The organism is Zobellia laminariae (assembly GCF_030553095.1).
GTDB classification, from domain to species: Bacteria; Bacteroidota; Bacteroidia; order Flavobacteriales; family Flavobacteriaceae; genus Zobellia; species Zobellia laminariae.
In genome coordinates, this window is record NZ_CP130738.1 from 2,849,597 (window position 1) to 2,863,399 (window position 13,803).

16 protein-coding genes and 3 pseudogenes are annotated in these 13,803 nt (G+C 44.3%); all 19 read right to left on the minus strand.

All coding sequences use genetic code 11. The features are described 5' to 3' along the window. Positions 1 to 133: 133 nt before the first annotated feature. The 19 genes and pseudogenes from Q5W13_RS13625 to Q5W13_RS13700 all read right to left on the minus strand — a co-directional run bounded on the left by Q5W13_RS13625 (position 134) and on the right by Q5W13_RS13700 (position 13,766). Positions 134 to 1,060, minus strand: a complete 927-nt coding sequence (locus Q5W13_RS13625) for an Ig-like domain-containing protein (RefSeq protein ID WP_304443373.1) — start codon at positions 1,058 to 1,060, stop codon at positions 134 to 136. 5 nt (positions 1,061 to 1,065) lie between these two features. After that, on the minus strand, positions 1,066 to 1,323 hold the full coding sequence (locus tag Q5W13_RS13630; RefSeq protein WP_304443374.1) for an Ig-like domain-containing protein: 258 nt from the start codon (positions 1,321 to 1,323) through the stop codon (positions 1,066 to 1,068). Between the two features lie 16 nt (positions 1,324 to 1,339). Then, complete coding sequence (locus Q5W13_RS13635; protein WP_304443375.1) at positions 1,340 to 1,852, minus strand: Ig-like domain-containing protein; 513 nt, start codon at positions 1,850 to 1,852, stop codon at positions 1,340 to 1,342. 5 nt (positions 1,853 to 1,857) lie between these two features. Further along, positions 1,858 to 2,646 carry an Ig-like domain-containing protein gene (locus Q5W13_RS13640; protein ID WP_304443376.1) on the minus strand — a complete coding sequence of 263 codons (789 nt, stop codon included), beginning with the start codon at positions 2,644 to 2,646 and terminating at the stop codon, positions 1,858 to 1,860. Beyond that, positions 2,547 to 3,218, minus strand: coding sequence for an SGBP N-terminal domain-containing protein (locus Q5W13_RS13645; RefSeq protein WP_497582232.1), 672 nt, complete (start codon positions 3,216 to 3,218; stop codon positions 2,547 to 2,549). Before Q5W13_RS13645 ends, Q5W13_RS13640 begins: the two co-directional genes overlap by 100 nt. Further along, positions 3,113 to 3,553, minus strand: a complete 441-nt coding sequence (locus Q5W13_RS13650) for an SGBP N-terminal domain-containing protein (RefSeq protein ID WP_304443378.1) — start codon at positions 3,551 to 3,553, stop codon at positions 3,113 to 3,115. The genes Q5W13_RS13645 and Q5W13_RS13650 overlap by 106 nt, the downstream gene beginning before the upstream one ends. A 156-nt stretch (positions 3,554 to 3,709) precedes the next feature. After that, a pseudogene (locus tag Q5W13_RS25835) lies at positions 3,710 to 3,826 on the minus strand (SGBP N-terminal domain-containing protein); the annotation flags it as partial. Continuing rightward, positions 3,790 to 3,963 (minus strand): hypothetical protein, encoded by a 174-nt coding sequence (locus Q5W13_RS13655; protein ID WP_304443379.1) that lies wholly within the window; start codon positions 3,961 to 3,963, stop codon positions 3,790 to 3,792. The gene Q5W13_RS13655 and the pseudogene Q5W13_RS25835, both read right to left, overlap by 37 nt. Positions 3,964 to 3,978: 15 nt before the next feature. Beyond that, positions 3,979 to 4,365, minus strand: a pseudogene (locus tag Q5W13_RS25840) (SGBP N-terminal domain-containing protein); the annotation flags it as partial. Next, the gene (locus Q5W13_RS13660) at positions 4,259 to 5,467 is read right to left on the minus strand and encodes an Ig-like domain-containing protein (RefSeq protein ID WP_497582320.1); all 1,209 of its coding nucleotides are present in this window, start codon (positions 5,465 to 5,467) and stop codon (positions 4,259 to 4,261) included. The gene Q5W13_RS13660 and the pseudogene Q5W13_RS25840, both read right to left, overlap by 107 nt. A gap of 708 nt (positions 5,468 to 6,175) precedes the next feature. Next, a complete protein-coding gene (locus tag Q5W13_RS13665) occupies positions 6,176 to 6,694 on the minus strand; it encodes a PKD domain-containing protein (protein ID WP_304443381.1) in 519 nt (172 codons plus the stop codon). Continuing rightward, on the minus strand, positions 6,619 to 6,993 hold the full coding sequence (locus Q5W13_RS25090) for a PKD domain-containing protein (protein ID WP_368662560.1): 375 nt from the start codon (positions 6,991 to 6,993) through the stop codon (positions 6,619 to 6,621). The genes Q5W13_RS13665 and Q5W13_RS25090 overlap by 76 nt, the downstream gene beginning before the upstream one ends. Beyond that, positions 6,912 to 8,414 (minus strand): Ig-like domain-containing protein, encoded by a 1,503-nt coding sequence (locus tag Q5W13_RS13670; protein ID WP_304443382.1) that lies wholly within the window; start codon positions 8,412 to 8,414, stop codon positions 6,912 to 6,914. Before Q5W13_RS13670 ends, Q5W13_RS25090 begins: the two co-directional genes overlap by 82 nt. A gap of 896 nt (positions 8,415 to 9,310) precedes the next feature. Continuing rightward, positions 9,311 to 9,829, minus strand: coding sequence for a GNAT family N-acetyltransferase (locus Q5W13_RS13675; protein ID WP_304443383.1), 519 nt, complete (start codon positions 9,827 to 9,829; stop codon positions 9,311 to 9,313). Positions 9,830 to 9,835: 6 nt separating this feature from the next. Continuing rightward, positions 9,836 to 10,324: a DUF192 domain-containing protein gene (locus Q5W13_RS13680; RefSeq protein WP_304443384.1), complete on the minus strand. Its 489-nt coding sequence runs from the start codon at positions 10,322 to 10,324 to the stop codon at positions 9,836 to 9,838. Between the two features lie 94 nt (positions 10,325 to 10,418). Then, positions 10,419 to 11,381, minus strand: coding sequence for a prolipoprotein diacylglyceryl transferase (gene lgt, locus Q5W13_RS13685; RefSeq protein ID WP_155594502.1), 963 nt, complete (start codon positions 11,379 to 11,381; stop codon positions 10,419 to 10,421). A 126-nt stretch (positions 11,382 to 11,507) separates the two neighbouring features. Beyond that, positions 11,508 to 11,715, minus strand: a pseudogene (yidD, locus tag Q5W13_RS13690) (membrane protein insertion efficiency factor YidD). A 157-nt stretch (positions 11,716 to 11,872) separates the two neighbouring features. Further along, positions 11,873 to 12,244 (minus strand): DUF779 domain-containing protein, encoded by a 372-nt coding sequence (locus Q5W13_RS13695; RefSeq protein ID WP_304443385.1) that lies wholly within the window; start codon positions 12,242 to 12,244, stop codon positions 11,873 to 11,875. A gap of 1 nt (position 12,245) precedes the next feature. Then, positions 12,246 to 13,766 carry an aldehyde dehydrogenase family protein gene (locus tag Q5W13_RS13700; RefSeq protein WP_304443386.1) on the minus strand — a complete coding sequence of 507 codons (1,521 nt, stop codon included), beginning with the start codon at positions 13,764 to 13,766 and terminating at the stop codon, positions 12,246 to 12,248. Positions 13,767 to 13,803 lie beyond the last annotated feature (37 nt).

Consider the following 13,803-nt stretch of genomic DNA (forward strand, 5'->3'; position numbering starts at 1 on the left):
TAGTAATAGTTTACGCCCCTTCATACTTAAATCCTGATTAGGTATATTCATTTAATTCTGAACAACAGATATGATACTTACTATTCATTAATATCTGTTTTTAATTTATTTTAAAAAAACATTTTAAAAACTATTATGGTCCTTCTACGCCCCCCTTACCATCAGTAGTTAAAAGACTTATGGTATAAGTATAAGTACCTACAGGAATTACCGGGGTGGATACCGAATCTACTGATCCATGATTTGCTGTTGCCGAGTAGGGGCCTCCTGGGTTTAAAGTTAAAGTAACCACAGTAATTTGTGAGGCAGACATTGCAAAAATTTCAAAAGCTGTTGGTGAGTTAATAGTCAATATACCGGTAATATAATCTGTACCGTCCCCAACAAGCCTTCCATTGCTAAATACATATGCAGGAAGGGCAGTTATCTCCAGAGGGGCGGAGCCCGATACTCCCGAACCGTCGGTAGCGGTGGCGACGATACTCGTATTTCCGGCAGAGACGGCCGATACCATCCCCGTAGTCGCGTTGACCGTTGCCACAGCCGCATTACTGGAGTTCCAGGTAACCGCCCTATTGTCCGCATTGGCCGGAAGCACATTCGCATTGAACTGTTCGGTTGCATCATCCGGAATGCTAGCCCTGCCACTTGATACCGTTATGCTAGTCACCAATATTTCAGAAATCGTTACCTCTAGCGCTGCAGAACCCGATACGTTAGAACCATCGGTTGCCGTAGCAACGATGTTCGTATTGCCTTCGGATACAGCGGTTACCAGACCTGTAGTCGCGTTCACCGTTGCTACAGTCGCATTACTGGAGGACCAGGTAACCGCCCTATTGTCCGCATTGCCCGGAAGCACATTCGCATTGAACTGTTCGGTTGCATCATCCGGAATACTAGCCCTACCACTTGATACCGTTATGCTAGTCACCAATATTTGGGAGGCCGTTACCTGAAGTGCTGCAGAACCCGATACGTTAGAACCATCGGTTGCCGTAGCAACGATGTTCGTATTGCCTTCGGATACAGCGGTTACCAGACCTGTAGTCGCGTTCACCGTTGCTACAGTCGCATTACTGGAGGAAAGGTAACCGCCCTATTGTCCGCATTGCCCGGAAGCACATTCGCATTGAACTGTTCGGTTGCATCATCCGGAATACTAGCCCTGCCACTTGATACCGTTATGCTAGTCACCAATATTTGGGAGGCCGTTACCTGAAGTGCTGCAGAACCCGATACGTTAGAACCATCGGTTGCCGTAGCAACGATGTTCGTATTGCCTTCGGATACAGCGGTTACCAGACCTGTAGTCGCGTTCACCGTTGCTACAGTCGCATTACTGGAGGACCAAGGTAACCGCCCTATTGTCCGCATTGCCCGGAAGCACATTCGCATTGAACTGTTCGGTTGCATCATCCGGAATACTAGCCCTACCACTTGATACCGTTATGCTAGTCACCAATATTTGGGAGGCCGTTACCTGAAGTGCTGCAGAACCCGATACGTTAGAACCATCGGTTGCCGTAGCAACGATGTTCGTATTGCCTTCGGATACAGCGGTTACCAGACCTGTAGTCGCGTTCACCGTTGCTACAGTCGCATTACTGGAGGACCAGGTAACCGCCCTATTGTCCGCATTGCCCGGAAGCACATTCGCGATGAACTGTTCCGTCTCATTTTCTTGAATACTAGCCCTACCACTTGATACCGTTATGCTAGTCACCAATATTTGGGAGGCCGTTACCTGAAGTGCTGCAGAACCCGATACGTTAGAACCATCGGTTGCCGTAGCAACGATGTTCGTATTGCCTTCGGATACAGCGGTTACCAGACCTGTAGTCGCGTTCACCGTTGCTACAGTCGCATTACTGGAGGACCATAAGTAACCGCCCTATTGTCCGCATTGCCCGGAAGCACATTCGCGATGAACTGTTCCGTCTCATTTTCTTGAATACTAGCCCTACCACTTGATACCGTTATGCTAGTCACCAATATTTGGGAGGCCGTTACCTGAAGTGCTGCAGAACCCGATACGTTAGAACCATCGGTTGCCGTAGCAACGATGTTCGTATTGCCTTCGGATACAGCGGTTACCAGACCTGTAGTCGCGTTCACCGTTGCTACAGTCGCATTACTGGAGGACCAGGTAACCGCCCTATTGTCCGCATTGCCCGGAAGCACATTCGCGATGAACTGTTCCGTCTCATTTTCTTGAATACTAGCCCTACCACTTGATACCGTTATGCTAGTCACCAATATTTGGGAGGCCGTTACCTGAAGTGCTGCAGAACCCGATACGTTAGAACCATCGGTTGCCGTAGCAACGATGTTCGTATTGCCTTCGGATACAGCGGTTACCAGACCTGTAGTCGCGTTCACCGTTGCTACAGTCGCATTACTGGAGGACCATGCAGTAACCGCCCTATTGTCCGCATTGCCCGGAAGCACATTCGCATTGAACTGTTCGGTTGCATCATCCGGGATACTGGTCCTCACGCTCGAGACCGTTATATCCATGACGGGCACCTCCGTTTCAGAAATCGTTACGGTAACGGTTGCGGAAGCGTCATTACCATCATTACCGTCGTTAATGGTATAGCCGAACGTGACATCTCCGGTATAATCACCGGAACTGGTGAACACGATTTTTGGCCTTCAATCGTAAACGAACCTGCATTTTCAGGTTGTACCCCAAGAACACCGGATATAACCAGGTCGGAATTTGGATTATCAACATCTGAATCGTTATCGATGACATTGATGCGTACGGTTTCTCCCAATTCTACTGCGGTTGTATCGTCATTGGCGACAGGGGTTTGGTTTTCAGTAACGGTAACGTTGACCGTCCAAACTCTTTCATTGGTATTTTCAGCGGTAACGGTATAAGTAACGGGGCTCGAAAAGTCCTGTATATCCCCTATTACAGGATTTACCGTGGCATTGTCAGAAACGTTCAATACCGATGGGGCCGTATTCAAGTCGGTGCCATCAGGAACGGTAACCGTTATTGTACTGGTCGTATCGTCAATATCCACATCGGTCTGACCTTCCAGTTCAAAGGCTGTTATTTCGTTCAGGTCGCTTCCCGTCGGTGCCGATACCGTTACATTCACAGTCCATACCTGTTCTGTCCCGTTTTCCGCCGTGACGGTATAGAGCACCTGTGAACCAAAATCCTGTAGTTCATCGACTGCCGGTGAAAAGGTAGCCCACATAGGGAAACCTGTAAAAGTTGTGGTGCAACGTTAAGAATTGTTCCGTCCGGGACATTGACCGTTATCGTATTGTTCCCCGTATCGATATCCGCACTGTTCTGAACAGGGAGTGCAAAGCCCGTTATAGCATTGTCCCCGCTCCCCGTAGGCGGTGAAACGTTTACATTAACAATCCATTCTTGTTCCGTTCCATTTTCCGAGGTCACCATATATGGTGTAGGGTCAGTAAAATCCCTTTCGGCAGTAGGCAAAGGATCAATTGTCGCACCTTGGGAAATTTCTAATTCGGCTGGTTGTCCATACAAGTATGTTCCATCGGCCACGTTTACCGTCACCGTATGATTGTCCGTATCTATGACCGAACTATTCTGTTCAGGAAGCGAAAAAGCAGTGATAGCATTGGCCCCGCTCCCTGTAGGTGGTAATACCGCAACATTGACCGTCCACTCTTGAGGTGTACCGTTTTCCGCGGTGACCGTATAGGTAACAGCGCCGGAAAAATCCTGTACGACGCTTCTTGCAGGGTTCACCGTGGCATTGGCGGAGACGTTCAATACCGAAGGGGCACTGTTCAGGGCGGTACCATCGGGAACCGTGACCGTAACCATAAAGAGGCTTCATCTATATCCACTTCGGTCTGACCGGGCAGTTCAAAGCCCGTTATGGCATTTTCCCCACTTCCCGCCGGTTGTGATACGGTAACGTTCACCGTCCATACCTGTGGTGTCCCGGTCTCAGGGGTCACCGTATAGGTAACGGCCTCGGAAAAATCTTGGACCTGACCTATCGCCGGAGCCACAGTTGCGTCGGGGGAGACCTCCAGTATCTGTGGTGCTACGTTTAAGTCCGTTCCGTCGGGAACGTTCACAGTTACCGTTCGGTCCGTAGTATTTATCGTGGAGCTATTCTGACCTGCAAGCTCGAAGCCCGTAATATTGGTTTCCCCGGCCACCGGAATGGTCAACACCTTGGCCGTCACCGTCCATACCTGCTCGGTACCATTGCCCGAAGTCACCGTATATTCCACTGGGGAACTGAAATCACGTGCCTGTAAAAGTCCTGGTGCAATAGTTGCCCCTTCCGATACCGTCAACATGATAGGTGCCACGTTCAGGGGCGTGCCCTCCAGAACGGTAATCGAAACGGTATGTGTGACCGGATCTATCGTTGCGGTCTCGATCTGGTCCTTCAGGGCGAAAGTCTCGATATTGTTCGCGGACAACAGCGAAACGCCCGTAATCTCGATCTGTACGACTCCCTTGATATCCGGGTCCGAGACCGAGGTGGCCGTTATCGTGGCCGTACCCGCCGAAAAGACCGGTCAACAGACCGTTCTCGTCTATACTTGCTATCGTATCGTCGCTAGAGGACCAGGTTACACTAGGGTCCGTTGCGTCTTCGGGAAGGACGGCCGCCAACAATTGGCGCTCCGTTCCCGTCGCTCCGGGGTCCTCCTGTGAAACGGTGATACCTGTTACAGGTATCCTATCGGCCTCTATGACCACTACCGTTACCGTATCGCTCGCTTCGGGGTTCGAAACAGAGGTAACGGTGACCTCCGCCGTACCCAATCCTACTGCGATACAAACATTGTTCTCGTCAATGAACACGACATCCGGGTCACTGGACACCACCGTAACCCCCTGATCGGTGGCATTGGGCGGGTCGAAAGTGAAAGCGGGAGGTATTTCGTCCCCCAGTTTCATCTTGATTGTATCGCACTTTACTATGTGGGAAATGGAAATGACATCGATAAACTCGACTACGTTGAAGTCAAGTCCTGCCTCTATTTCCTGACCGTTGCTGTCCCGAAGGGTAAAGACCAATTGCTGTGGCCCTACTTCCGAAGGCGTGAAAACAAGGGGGTAAGTACCGGGGTCAATGGGACCGTACTCCCCGTTTGGAGCGTAGCCATTTTCTTCGGATGCCTCAAGGCTTCCCGAACCCGTATCCAACCCGTATATGGCCTCATAGCCGATATCCTCTGCCGCATCATCGGTCTCGAACAAAAGGGAAAGGTCCACGGGCTTTGCAAGTTCGAGCTCGGAGAGTTCGCTCGAGGCCTCCCAGATTACCGGGACATCGCTCAGGTCGTACATGACCTCGATTTCAGCGGATAGACCGAAGTTATCGGTACCGACCACCTTGACCCTGTGCGACCCTGTTTCGGAGCCCATGTACATCAGCGGGGCCGCAAGATTTGTTGGGACGTTCCATCCTTTTCCGGCTTCTAGAGGGTTGCCCTCCATATCCTCGAAATGGCCCTGGCCATCCAAAACCTCGTAAGTAATATTATATTCGTAGTTCTCCAGAACTTCTTCAGGCAAGATCGTAAAGGTCGTAGGTAGCCCCTATTGACAAAACCTTCCGCCGTGTGCTGTTCCAAAAGTTCGAACTCTACCTCGGTAATGAGTCCTACCTCTTTGGTACAGGCCAAAACGATTAAAAATAGACAACAACAGGAGATCAGAATCTTGGGATACTTCTTCATTTTGCAGTATGGGGACTAACTATTCCTTTTTTTTATATACCATAATAGGTAAAATCTTCTTTTATCAAGAAAGTCCTACAAGATATGCAATACGTTTAAATTATAGATAGAACAGGTTCCTTTTTAATCAAAAGACCGGATGAAAAGTAAAGTTTTTCGGATGATAAGGAATTAGGAAACATCGAAGCTATAAAAACCGCGGGAATTTGAGATCAGTTAAAGGTGAAAATACTATTAGCAGTGTATCGTTTTCCTATAAAATTTGATCAATTTATAACTTGTTAACTACCCAAAAGAAGCACGTATGCGGGAACTAAACCCTATTCGAGGTATTAGTACAGACCTCCAAAGCATAGTGGTAGAGTACAAAAGAATACGAACTTATAGTATGTGTACCTTGATACACAAATTGACCACTAAATAAATTATAACCATACCCATTTATTACTAACATGCAAAAAAAAAATCAAGGAATTCCGCCACTACCTGATACCGTAAAACTTTTTGAAGCTCCTTGATTATTATTAATTGTAACGGTAGAACTCGAACTGGTAATTATCTCTTGGTGATAAGATGATAAAGTTACACTTCCGCTCGAGGGCATAGAAAATACATAAAAATCGTTTTTATTAAAACTGTTCTCATCACCATTCCAAACGTTAGAAGCCGATCCTCCGCCTCCTGACACATTCGCACTTCCTTTACCTGTTCCAGATGACCTAAGTATAACAGTTACTTCTGACCCTGCTGGTGCTGTGTAAACACCGGTAGTTGAATTATAGGTTATCGTTGCTGGAGGAGGGGTATATTCGCTTACCCTGACAACGATATCGTCCGTATCGTTAAGTGCCGGGGTCCCATCGTCGGTCACGGTAAGCCTGAACGTATAGTTTCCTTCCGCTAAGCCCGTTACCGATGTACTCGCGCTGTTTCCAGAGACGATGTTCGCCGTTGTGGGACCGCTGACCTGTGTCCAGGCGTACAAGGCAATCGTACCAGGGCGGTATCGCTACTTCCCGAACCATTCAATGTAACCGAACTCGTGGGCAAGGTGATAGCCCGGTCCGTACCCGCATCCGCTACGGGGGCTACGTTCGGCAAAGCGCCCACCGTGATAATGATATCATCCGTATCGCTGAGTGCTGGAGTGCCATCGTCTGTCACGGTAAGTCTGAACGTATAGGTTCCTTCCGCTAAGCCCGTTACCGATGTACTTGCACCGTTTCCAGAGACGATGTTCGCCGTTGTGGGACCGCCGACCTGTGTCCAGGCGTACGAGGCAATCGTACTATAGGGGCCGTATCGCTACTATTCGAACCGTCCAAGGTAACGGAACTAGTAGGCAGGTTGATATTCTGGTCGGGACCTGCATCTGCATCTGGAGCTACGTTCGGTAAAGCGCCCACCGTAACAATGATATCGTCCGTATGGCTAAGTGCCGGGATTCCATCGTCGGCCACGGTAAGCCTGAACTTATAGATTCCTTCCGCTAAGCCTGTTACCGATGTACTCGCGCTGTTTCCAGAGACGATGTTCGCCGTTGTGGGACCACTGAACTGTGTCCAAGCGTACGAGGCAATCGTACCAGGGGCAGTATCGCTGCTTCCCGCACCGTTCAATGTAACCGCACTTGTGGGCAAGGTGATATTCTGGTTGGGGCCGGCATCCGCTACAGGGGCTACGTTGGTTACTGCTCCCACCGTAATAACGATATCGTCCGTATGGGTTGCATTCTGGTTATCGGTCACGGTAAGCTTAAAGGTATAGTTTCCTTCGGTCAGATCACTTACCGTTGCAACGGCTACATCAGCATTACTTATAGTAGCGATTGCACCTGTACTGGAATCTATCTGCCTCCATTGATAGGAGTTAATCGTACCGGGGGCAGTATCGCTACTTCCTGAACCGTCCAATGTAACCGAATTCGTTGGCAAGGTGATGGTTTGATCAAGTCCAGCTCTTGCTACTGGGCCATTATTTATTTCATTTATAGTAATTACGGAATTACCAAATATACTAGTATCGACATCTGAAGTTGCTGTAATTGTTACAGACCCAGCTTCTATTGTTGTTACTAAACCTGAATTGGAAACGGTAGCTTTAGTTGGGTCACTTGTAGACCATGTAACGTTTTTGTTTGTGGCACTCGTTGGGTCAAAATTAATTGTTAACTGTTGTGTGCTACCTGTGTTTAACGAAACTGGAGAAGGCGTTACGGTTATACCGGTCAAAGCAATATCTTCGGAGCCGACCGTTATACTTGCTGTTCCTACTACTTCATTACTATCATTAGCACTTGCAGTAATTATAACGTTTCCTTGAGAAATACCTGTAACAAGTCCGGTTGCGTCTACTGTAGCTACCGTTTCATCGGACGATGACCAACCAACGGTTTGATTCGATGCATTGGCCGGGGTGATCACCAGTCCTAATTTTAGGGTTTCATTGACCCTTATGTTAGCATTAACAGGGTCTAGAGTGATGGAGGAAACATCGATAAACTCAACTATGTTAAAATTGAGTATGGTCTCAATTTTCTGACCGTTGCTGTCCCGAAGGGTAAAAGTCAGCTGCTGTGGTCCTACTTCGGAAGGTGTAAATACTAGTGGGTAATTGCCGGCGACAATAGGGTTGTACTCCCCGCTTGGTACGTAGCCGTTCTCTTGGGACGGTACAAGTATTCCAGGGTCCTGGCACGAAACCATAAATAGCTTCATAAGTAATGTCCTCTGCCGTATTATCAGTTCCCAATAAAAGGGACAGGTCAGTGGGCTTGTCAAGTTCGAGCTCGGAGAGTTCGCTAGATGCCTCCCAGACCACGGGTACATCGCTCAGATTGTACGTTACCTCAATCTCTTCTGATAGACCAAAATTGTCTGACCCTACTATCTTTAACCTGTGCGCCCCTATTTCTGAACCCTTGTACATGAGAGATCTGATAAGGTTTGTAGGAAAGGATTGTTCTTTTCCGGATTCCAGTAGATTACCGTCCATATCCTCAAAATGGCCCTTGCCGTCCATTATTTCGTAGATGATAGTATATTCGTAGCTTTTCAAAGTATCTTCCGGTACAATTGTAAAGGTTGTAGGTAATCCCTGATTTATATAACCTTCTGCCGAGTGTTGCTCGAAAAGCTGAAACTCTACCTCAGTAATGAGTGAGACCTCTTTTGTACAGGCCATTACTATTATAAATAGAGAACAACTGGAGACTAAGATTTTAAGAAACTTTTTCATTTGGCAAGGGAGTAACAACTATTTTTAAAACCTTTTATGGATAAACTCTTCTCATGACAAAAAAATCTTACGAAATACGGAAACCGTTTGAGTCATATTAGGCAAAGCTTTTTTTAAATAAAATCTTAGATAGAAAATAGGAGTATGGGATAACGTGGATCTACAAAAACCAAGGAATTTGGAAAATACCAATTACCATAATTTTATAAAACAGATATCACATTTGACTATTTCATATTCAAAGGAAAATTTTACTCAATCTATATTTTAAAAAAAAACTCTGTAGAAAACAACATATTAGGGTTGTTCATCAGTTCATTAGTATGAGAGATGCTAACGGTAGAAATGGCCTAATTATTATGTTTTATAGAAGGACTCTAAAAATGTGTACGGGATTGTTGTAATATGTTGTTGTCTTGTTTAGATACATACCATTTTTAAGGGCTACCTTTTGAGATGGTAGATTGTCAATATGAATAATAGAAATTAACGATTTGGCAAGGCTCTGTTCTTTTGCACAGTTCTTACATTTAATGGCAGCTTCACTTGCGTAACCTTGTTTCCAATAATTAGGTAGAATGGAGTAGCCTATTTCTAGCTCCTCTATTTGATCTACGGTCTGTTTTAGAAGTCCGCATAACCCAATGAATTCTCCAGTAGATTTTGAAATAAGGGCGTTCATGCCCCCTAGGTTATTTTCGTAGCGTTCAAATATCCGGTCAAGCTGTTCTTGGCAAGCAATTTCAGGGTCTGATGGCAGTCCTTCCCAGAATTCAGAAGACCGCTTGTCTTCATGAAAAGGTAACCAAACTTCAAAATCGGAAGGGAGTACTTTTCGGAATAGCAATCGTTCGGTTTGTTCTCCTTCCAAAAGCAAATCCATCTGAAATCATAATTTTTTAAACGCAATGCTATCTCCAGACTGTATTCCTAATTTTTGAACAAGGCCTGCATTTAACTCAAGAACATATTGTACTGCACCTTGGGAAGGTAGACTGGATTCATCCATAGGCTGTGCGTTCTCGCGATAATTAGCGATGGTCATGTCCTCTTTTATGAATATCAAATCCAAAGGAAACTCGGTATTTTTCATATAAAATGAATGTCCTGCTACTTCTGGAAAAACGAATAACATGCCGCGATTTGCCTTCATGCTCTTTCTGTACATTAAACCAGTTTGTGTCTCGTATTCGCTATCGGCAATTTCAATATCAAAAGAAGCGATTAAACTGTCCGTTTCTTTTTTGAAAACAGAAAGTTCACCTTCTTTTTTAAAAACTACCGGCTCTGCTTTTACTACTTTTTTAGTCTCTTCTTTACAAGAGTGAAACGCAAAAGCCATAAGGACTAAATACAGACTAATTTTAATATGTTTCATTTTAGTATCGCTTAAGTTTTAAAGTCGATGATAAATGAAGCGATTCGCCTTTTGGCAAAGCGCTGATTTAATTTTTTCAGGAATCTCTATTATATTAGGATTTGCCAGTTTTTGGTCGAAACATAAAGTAAAAACCAATAAGGATGAATGGAATACTCAACCACTGACCAGTTGATAGTAACCCAAGGCTCTCTTCAAAACCACCTTGACTTTTCTTTACAAACTCTACAAAGAAACGAATGGTCCAAAGCAATACTAAGAACAAGCCAAAAAGGTAGCCTGTACTATTTTTCTTGTTGGTATGCCAGTAGAGGTAATAAAGGAGAATAAAAACAAAAATATAAGCAACACCTTCATACAATTGCGCTGGATGACGAAAAGGAATCTGTGCCAGTTGATCGGCAAATTGTGGGTTGTTCTCTATGGCATCGTAAGCGGCATTTACAGTTTTTTCCTGTGTAATAGCCAATGCTTTTGATGGATGCATATCATCTGAATCACGAATAAATTTCGTAGCGAATATGAAAGATTCGTCGGTTATTTTTCCGTTGATTTCTGAATTGAAAAAGTTACCCAATCGGACACAAAACGCACCAATAGCAGCCGGAATAACCATGCGGTCCAATAGCCAAAGGGTTTTCATGTCTGAGTGCTTTCTTTGGTATAAGTAAGTTCCAATAAGAATACCTATAATTGCGCCATGACTTGCAAGGCCGGTAAAACCGGTAAATTCATAACCTTTAATAAACCCGAAAAGCACACCTGAGGCGCTCTCGCGAATAGGTAGCAATATTTCGGCTAAATGATTTTGATAATAAGGCCAATCGTAAAAAAATACGTGACCTAGTCGCGCTCCTAACATAGTGGATAAAACCGTGTATATGAAGAGCGAATCTAACTGCTCTACAGTCTTATTTTCATTAGTGAAAATACGCTTCATGATATACCAGCCAAGAGCAAAAGTGGTAATCCAAAGTAGATTATAATATTTAATCTGTAACGGACCGAGTGTGAAAAGTGTTTCGTTCGGATTCCAGATAATGCCTAAAAAGTACATGTAAAGGAGTTTTAAGGGCACTAAGATAATAAAATAGATAACCGTTAGGCTTTACTACATCTTAAATCGACGTTATAAATTTGAAGGATTGGTAAGAATTGGCACAGTCAATACTAATAAAATGAATTAAGGTACTGGGTCATAACCTTTTCCCCCAAGGGTTACAACTGAAAATCCGTTTAATAGCCAACCAACCACCTTTAAAAAGTCCGTGTTTTTTTAGGGCTTCTAAAGTGTATTGAGAGCAAGTGGGTGAGTAACGGCAGGTTGCAGGTGTGTAAGGTGAGATGGCAAGCTGATAAAACCTGACTAAAAATACGAAAGGTGCTATCATTATTTTCTTAAAGGTCAATGCCAAAATAAGTTGTTTTAGAAGTGTAAAAGTACGTTTTTTTGATTAAAATATGTAAAGGGAAGATTGGTGGTATAATGTAAAAAATCCGCATTCTTCAATGCGGATTTTTGTTTGTTAATGCAAACTTTATCAAGTTTTAAGCGTAATGTATAGGCTCTAAATCAAGTGCTTCTTCTTCGGAAAACAACCTTGATTTAACAATAAACCGAATTCCCAATGGTATTTCTAGAGAGAAACTAGCACCTCTTCCTTTGGTAATGTCAATGGTTAATTGCGTGTGCTTCCAATACTCAAACTGGTCTTTAGCCATGTAAAAATCACAATCGGCTATATTTCCAAGCCAAACATCGGTTTCGTTCAGCATAAGTTCACCTTTACTAAAACACATGGGAGCAGAGCCATCGCAGCATCCGCCGCTTTGGTGAAACATAAGTTCACCATGTGTTTCTCTTAGCTGTTCAATGATTTTCTTGGCCTCATCTGTAACTAAAACCCTTTTTGTCTTCATATTAAAAGAAGCCCATTGCCTTTTTGTCGTATGAAATCAGCATGTTTTTAGTTTGTCTGTAGTGAGCTAACATCATTTTATGGTTTTCTCTACCAATACCTGATTTTTTATAGCCTCCAAAAGGTGCATGAGCAGGATATAAGTGATAGCAATTTACCCAAACTCTACCGGCTTGTACCGCTCTGGATATTTGGTAAGCTTGGTGTGTATCTCTAGTCCAAACCCCAGCTCCTAATCCATAAGGGGTATCGTTTGCAATTTCTATAGCTTCAGCTTCATCTTTAAAGGTAGTTACACAAAGCACAGGTCCAAAAATTTCTTCTTGGAACACTCTCATTTTATTGTTTCCTTTTAGGATGGTAGGTTGAATGTAGAAACCACCTTCTAGACCTTCAACATAGGCAACATCTCCGCCTGTCAATAACTCACAACCTTCTTCTTTACCTATATTTATGTAGCTCATTACCTTTTCAAATTGATCATTTGAGGCTTGTGCACCCATCATAGTAGTTGGATCTAACGGATGTCCTAATTTAATAGCTTTAGTACGCTCAACGACTCTTTCGATAAAGCGGTCATAGATACTTTCTTGTACTAATAATCTAGAAGGACAGGTGCAGATTTCACCTTGGTTCAATGCAAACATAACGGCACCTTCCAAACATTTGTCAAAAAAGTCATCATCGGCATCAATAATACTTTCGAAGAAAATATTTGGTGATTTTCCGCCTAACTCTAAGGTAACTGGAGTGATATTTTTAGAAGCATATTGCATGATTAACTGCCCTGTTGTGGTTTCACCGGTAAATGCCACTTTATCTATTCTTGGACTTGATGCTAATGGTTTACCTGCTTCTGCTCCAAAACCGTTGACGACGTTCAATACGCCTGCAGGTAGAATGCCCTCAATAAGTTCCATAAGAATCATGATGCCCGCAGGAGTCTGTTCTGCTGGTTTTATTACAACACAATTACCTGCTGCTAATGCTGGCGCTAATTTCCATGTAGCCATTAATAGCGGGAAGTTCCATGGAATAATTTGAGCTACCACACCTAGAGGTTCGGTAACGTTCAAAGCTACCGTGTTAGAGTCTAACTCACTTACGGAGCCTTCCTCTGCTCTGATAACACCTGCAAAATATCTGAAATGGTCTATGGCCAAAGGAATATCTGCTGCAGTGGTTTCGCGAATGGCTTTCCCGTTGTCCCAAGTTTCAGCTCGTGCCAATGTCTCAAGATTACGTTCCATGACATCGGCAATCTTCAATAGCATATTACTTCTTGTAGTAGCAGATGAAGTATTCCATTCCGGAGCAGCTTCCCAAGCCGCATCAATAGCTAATTCAATATCTGCAGCTGTAGACCGTGCTATTTTTGTATATACCTTACCATCAACAGGCGAGAGGTTGTCAAAATATTCCCCTTTTACGGGTGCAACCCATTTTCCACCAATATAATTTTCATATTGATCTTTAAACTTAGGCTTTTGTAGAAGATTGTGTTCAACTGTCTGTGTGCTCATAGTTAAGTGTATTTAATTAATAGTATGTTCATTATTA

Excerpts from the sequence above, each read along its gene's own strand:
- Q5W13_RS13645 (WP_497582232.1), bottom strand. The coding sequence starts at position 3,218 with ATGTGGGCTACCTTTTCACCGGCAGTCGATGAACTACAGGATTTTGGT.
- Q5W13_RS13660 (WP_497582320.1), bottom strand. The coding sequence starts at position 5,467 with ATGGAGGGCAACCCTCTAGAAGCCGGAAAAGGATGGAACGTCCCAACA.
- Q5W13_RS13670 (WP_304443382.1), bottom strand. The coding sequence starts at position 8,414 with ATGGTTTCGTGCCAGGACCCTGGAATACTTGTACCGTCCCAAGAGAAC.
- Q5W13_RS13675 (WP_304443383.1), bottom strand. The coding sequence starts at position 9,829 with ATGGATTTGCTTTTGGAAGGAGAACAAACCGAACGATTGCTATTCCGA.
- Q5W13_RS13680 (WP_304443384.1), bottom strand. The coding sequence starts at position 10,324 with ATGAAACATATTAAAATTAGTCTGTATTTAGTCCTTATGGCTTTTGCG.
- lgt (WP_155594502.1), bottom strand. The coding sequence starts at position 11,381 with ATGTACTTTTTAGGCATTATCTGGAATCCGAACGAAACACTTTTCACA.
- Q5W13_RS13695 (WP_304443385.1), bottom strand. The coding sequence starts at position 12,244 with ATGAAGACAAAAAGGGTTTTAGTTACAGATGAGGCCAAGAAAATCATT.
- Q5W13_RS13700 (WP_304443386.1), bottom strand. The coding sequence starts at position 13,766 with ATGAGCACACAGACAGTTGAACACAATCTTCTACAAAAGCCTAAGTTT.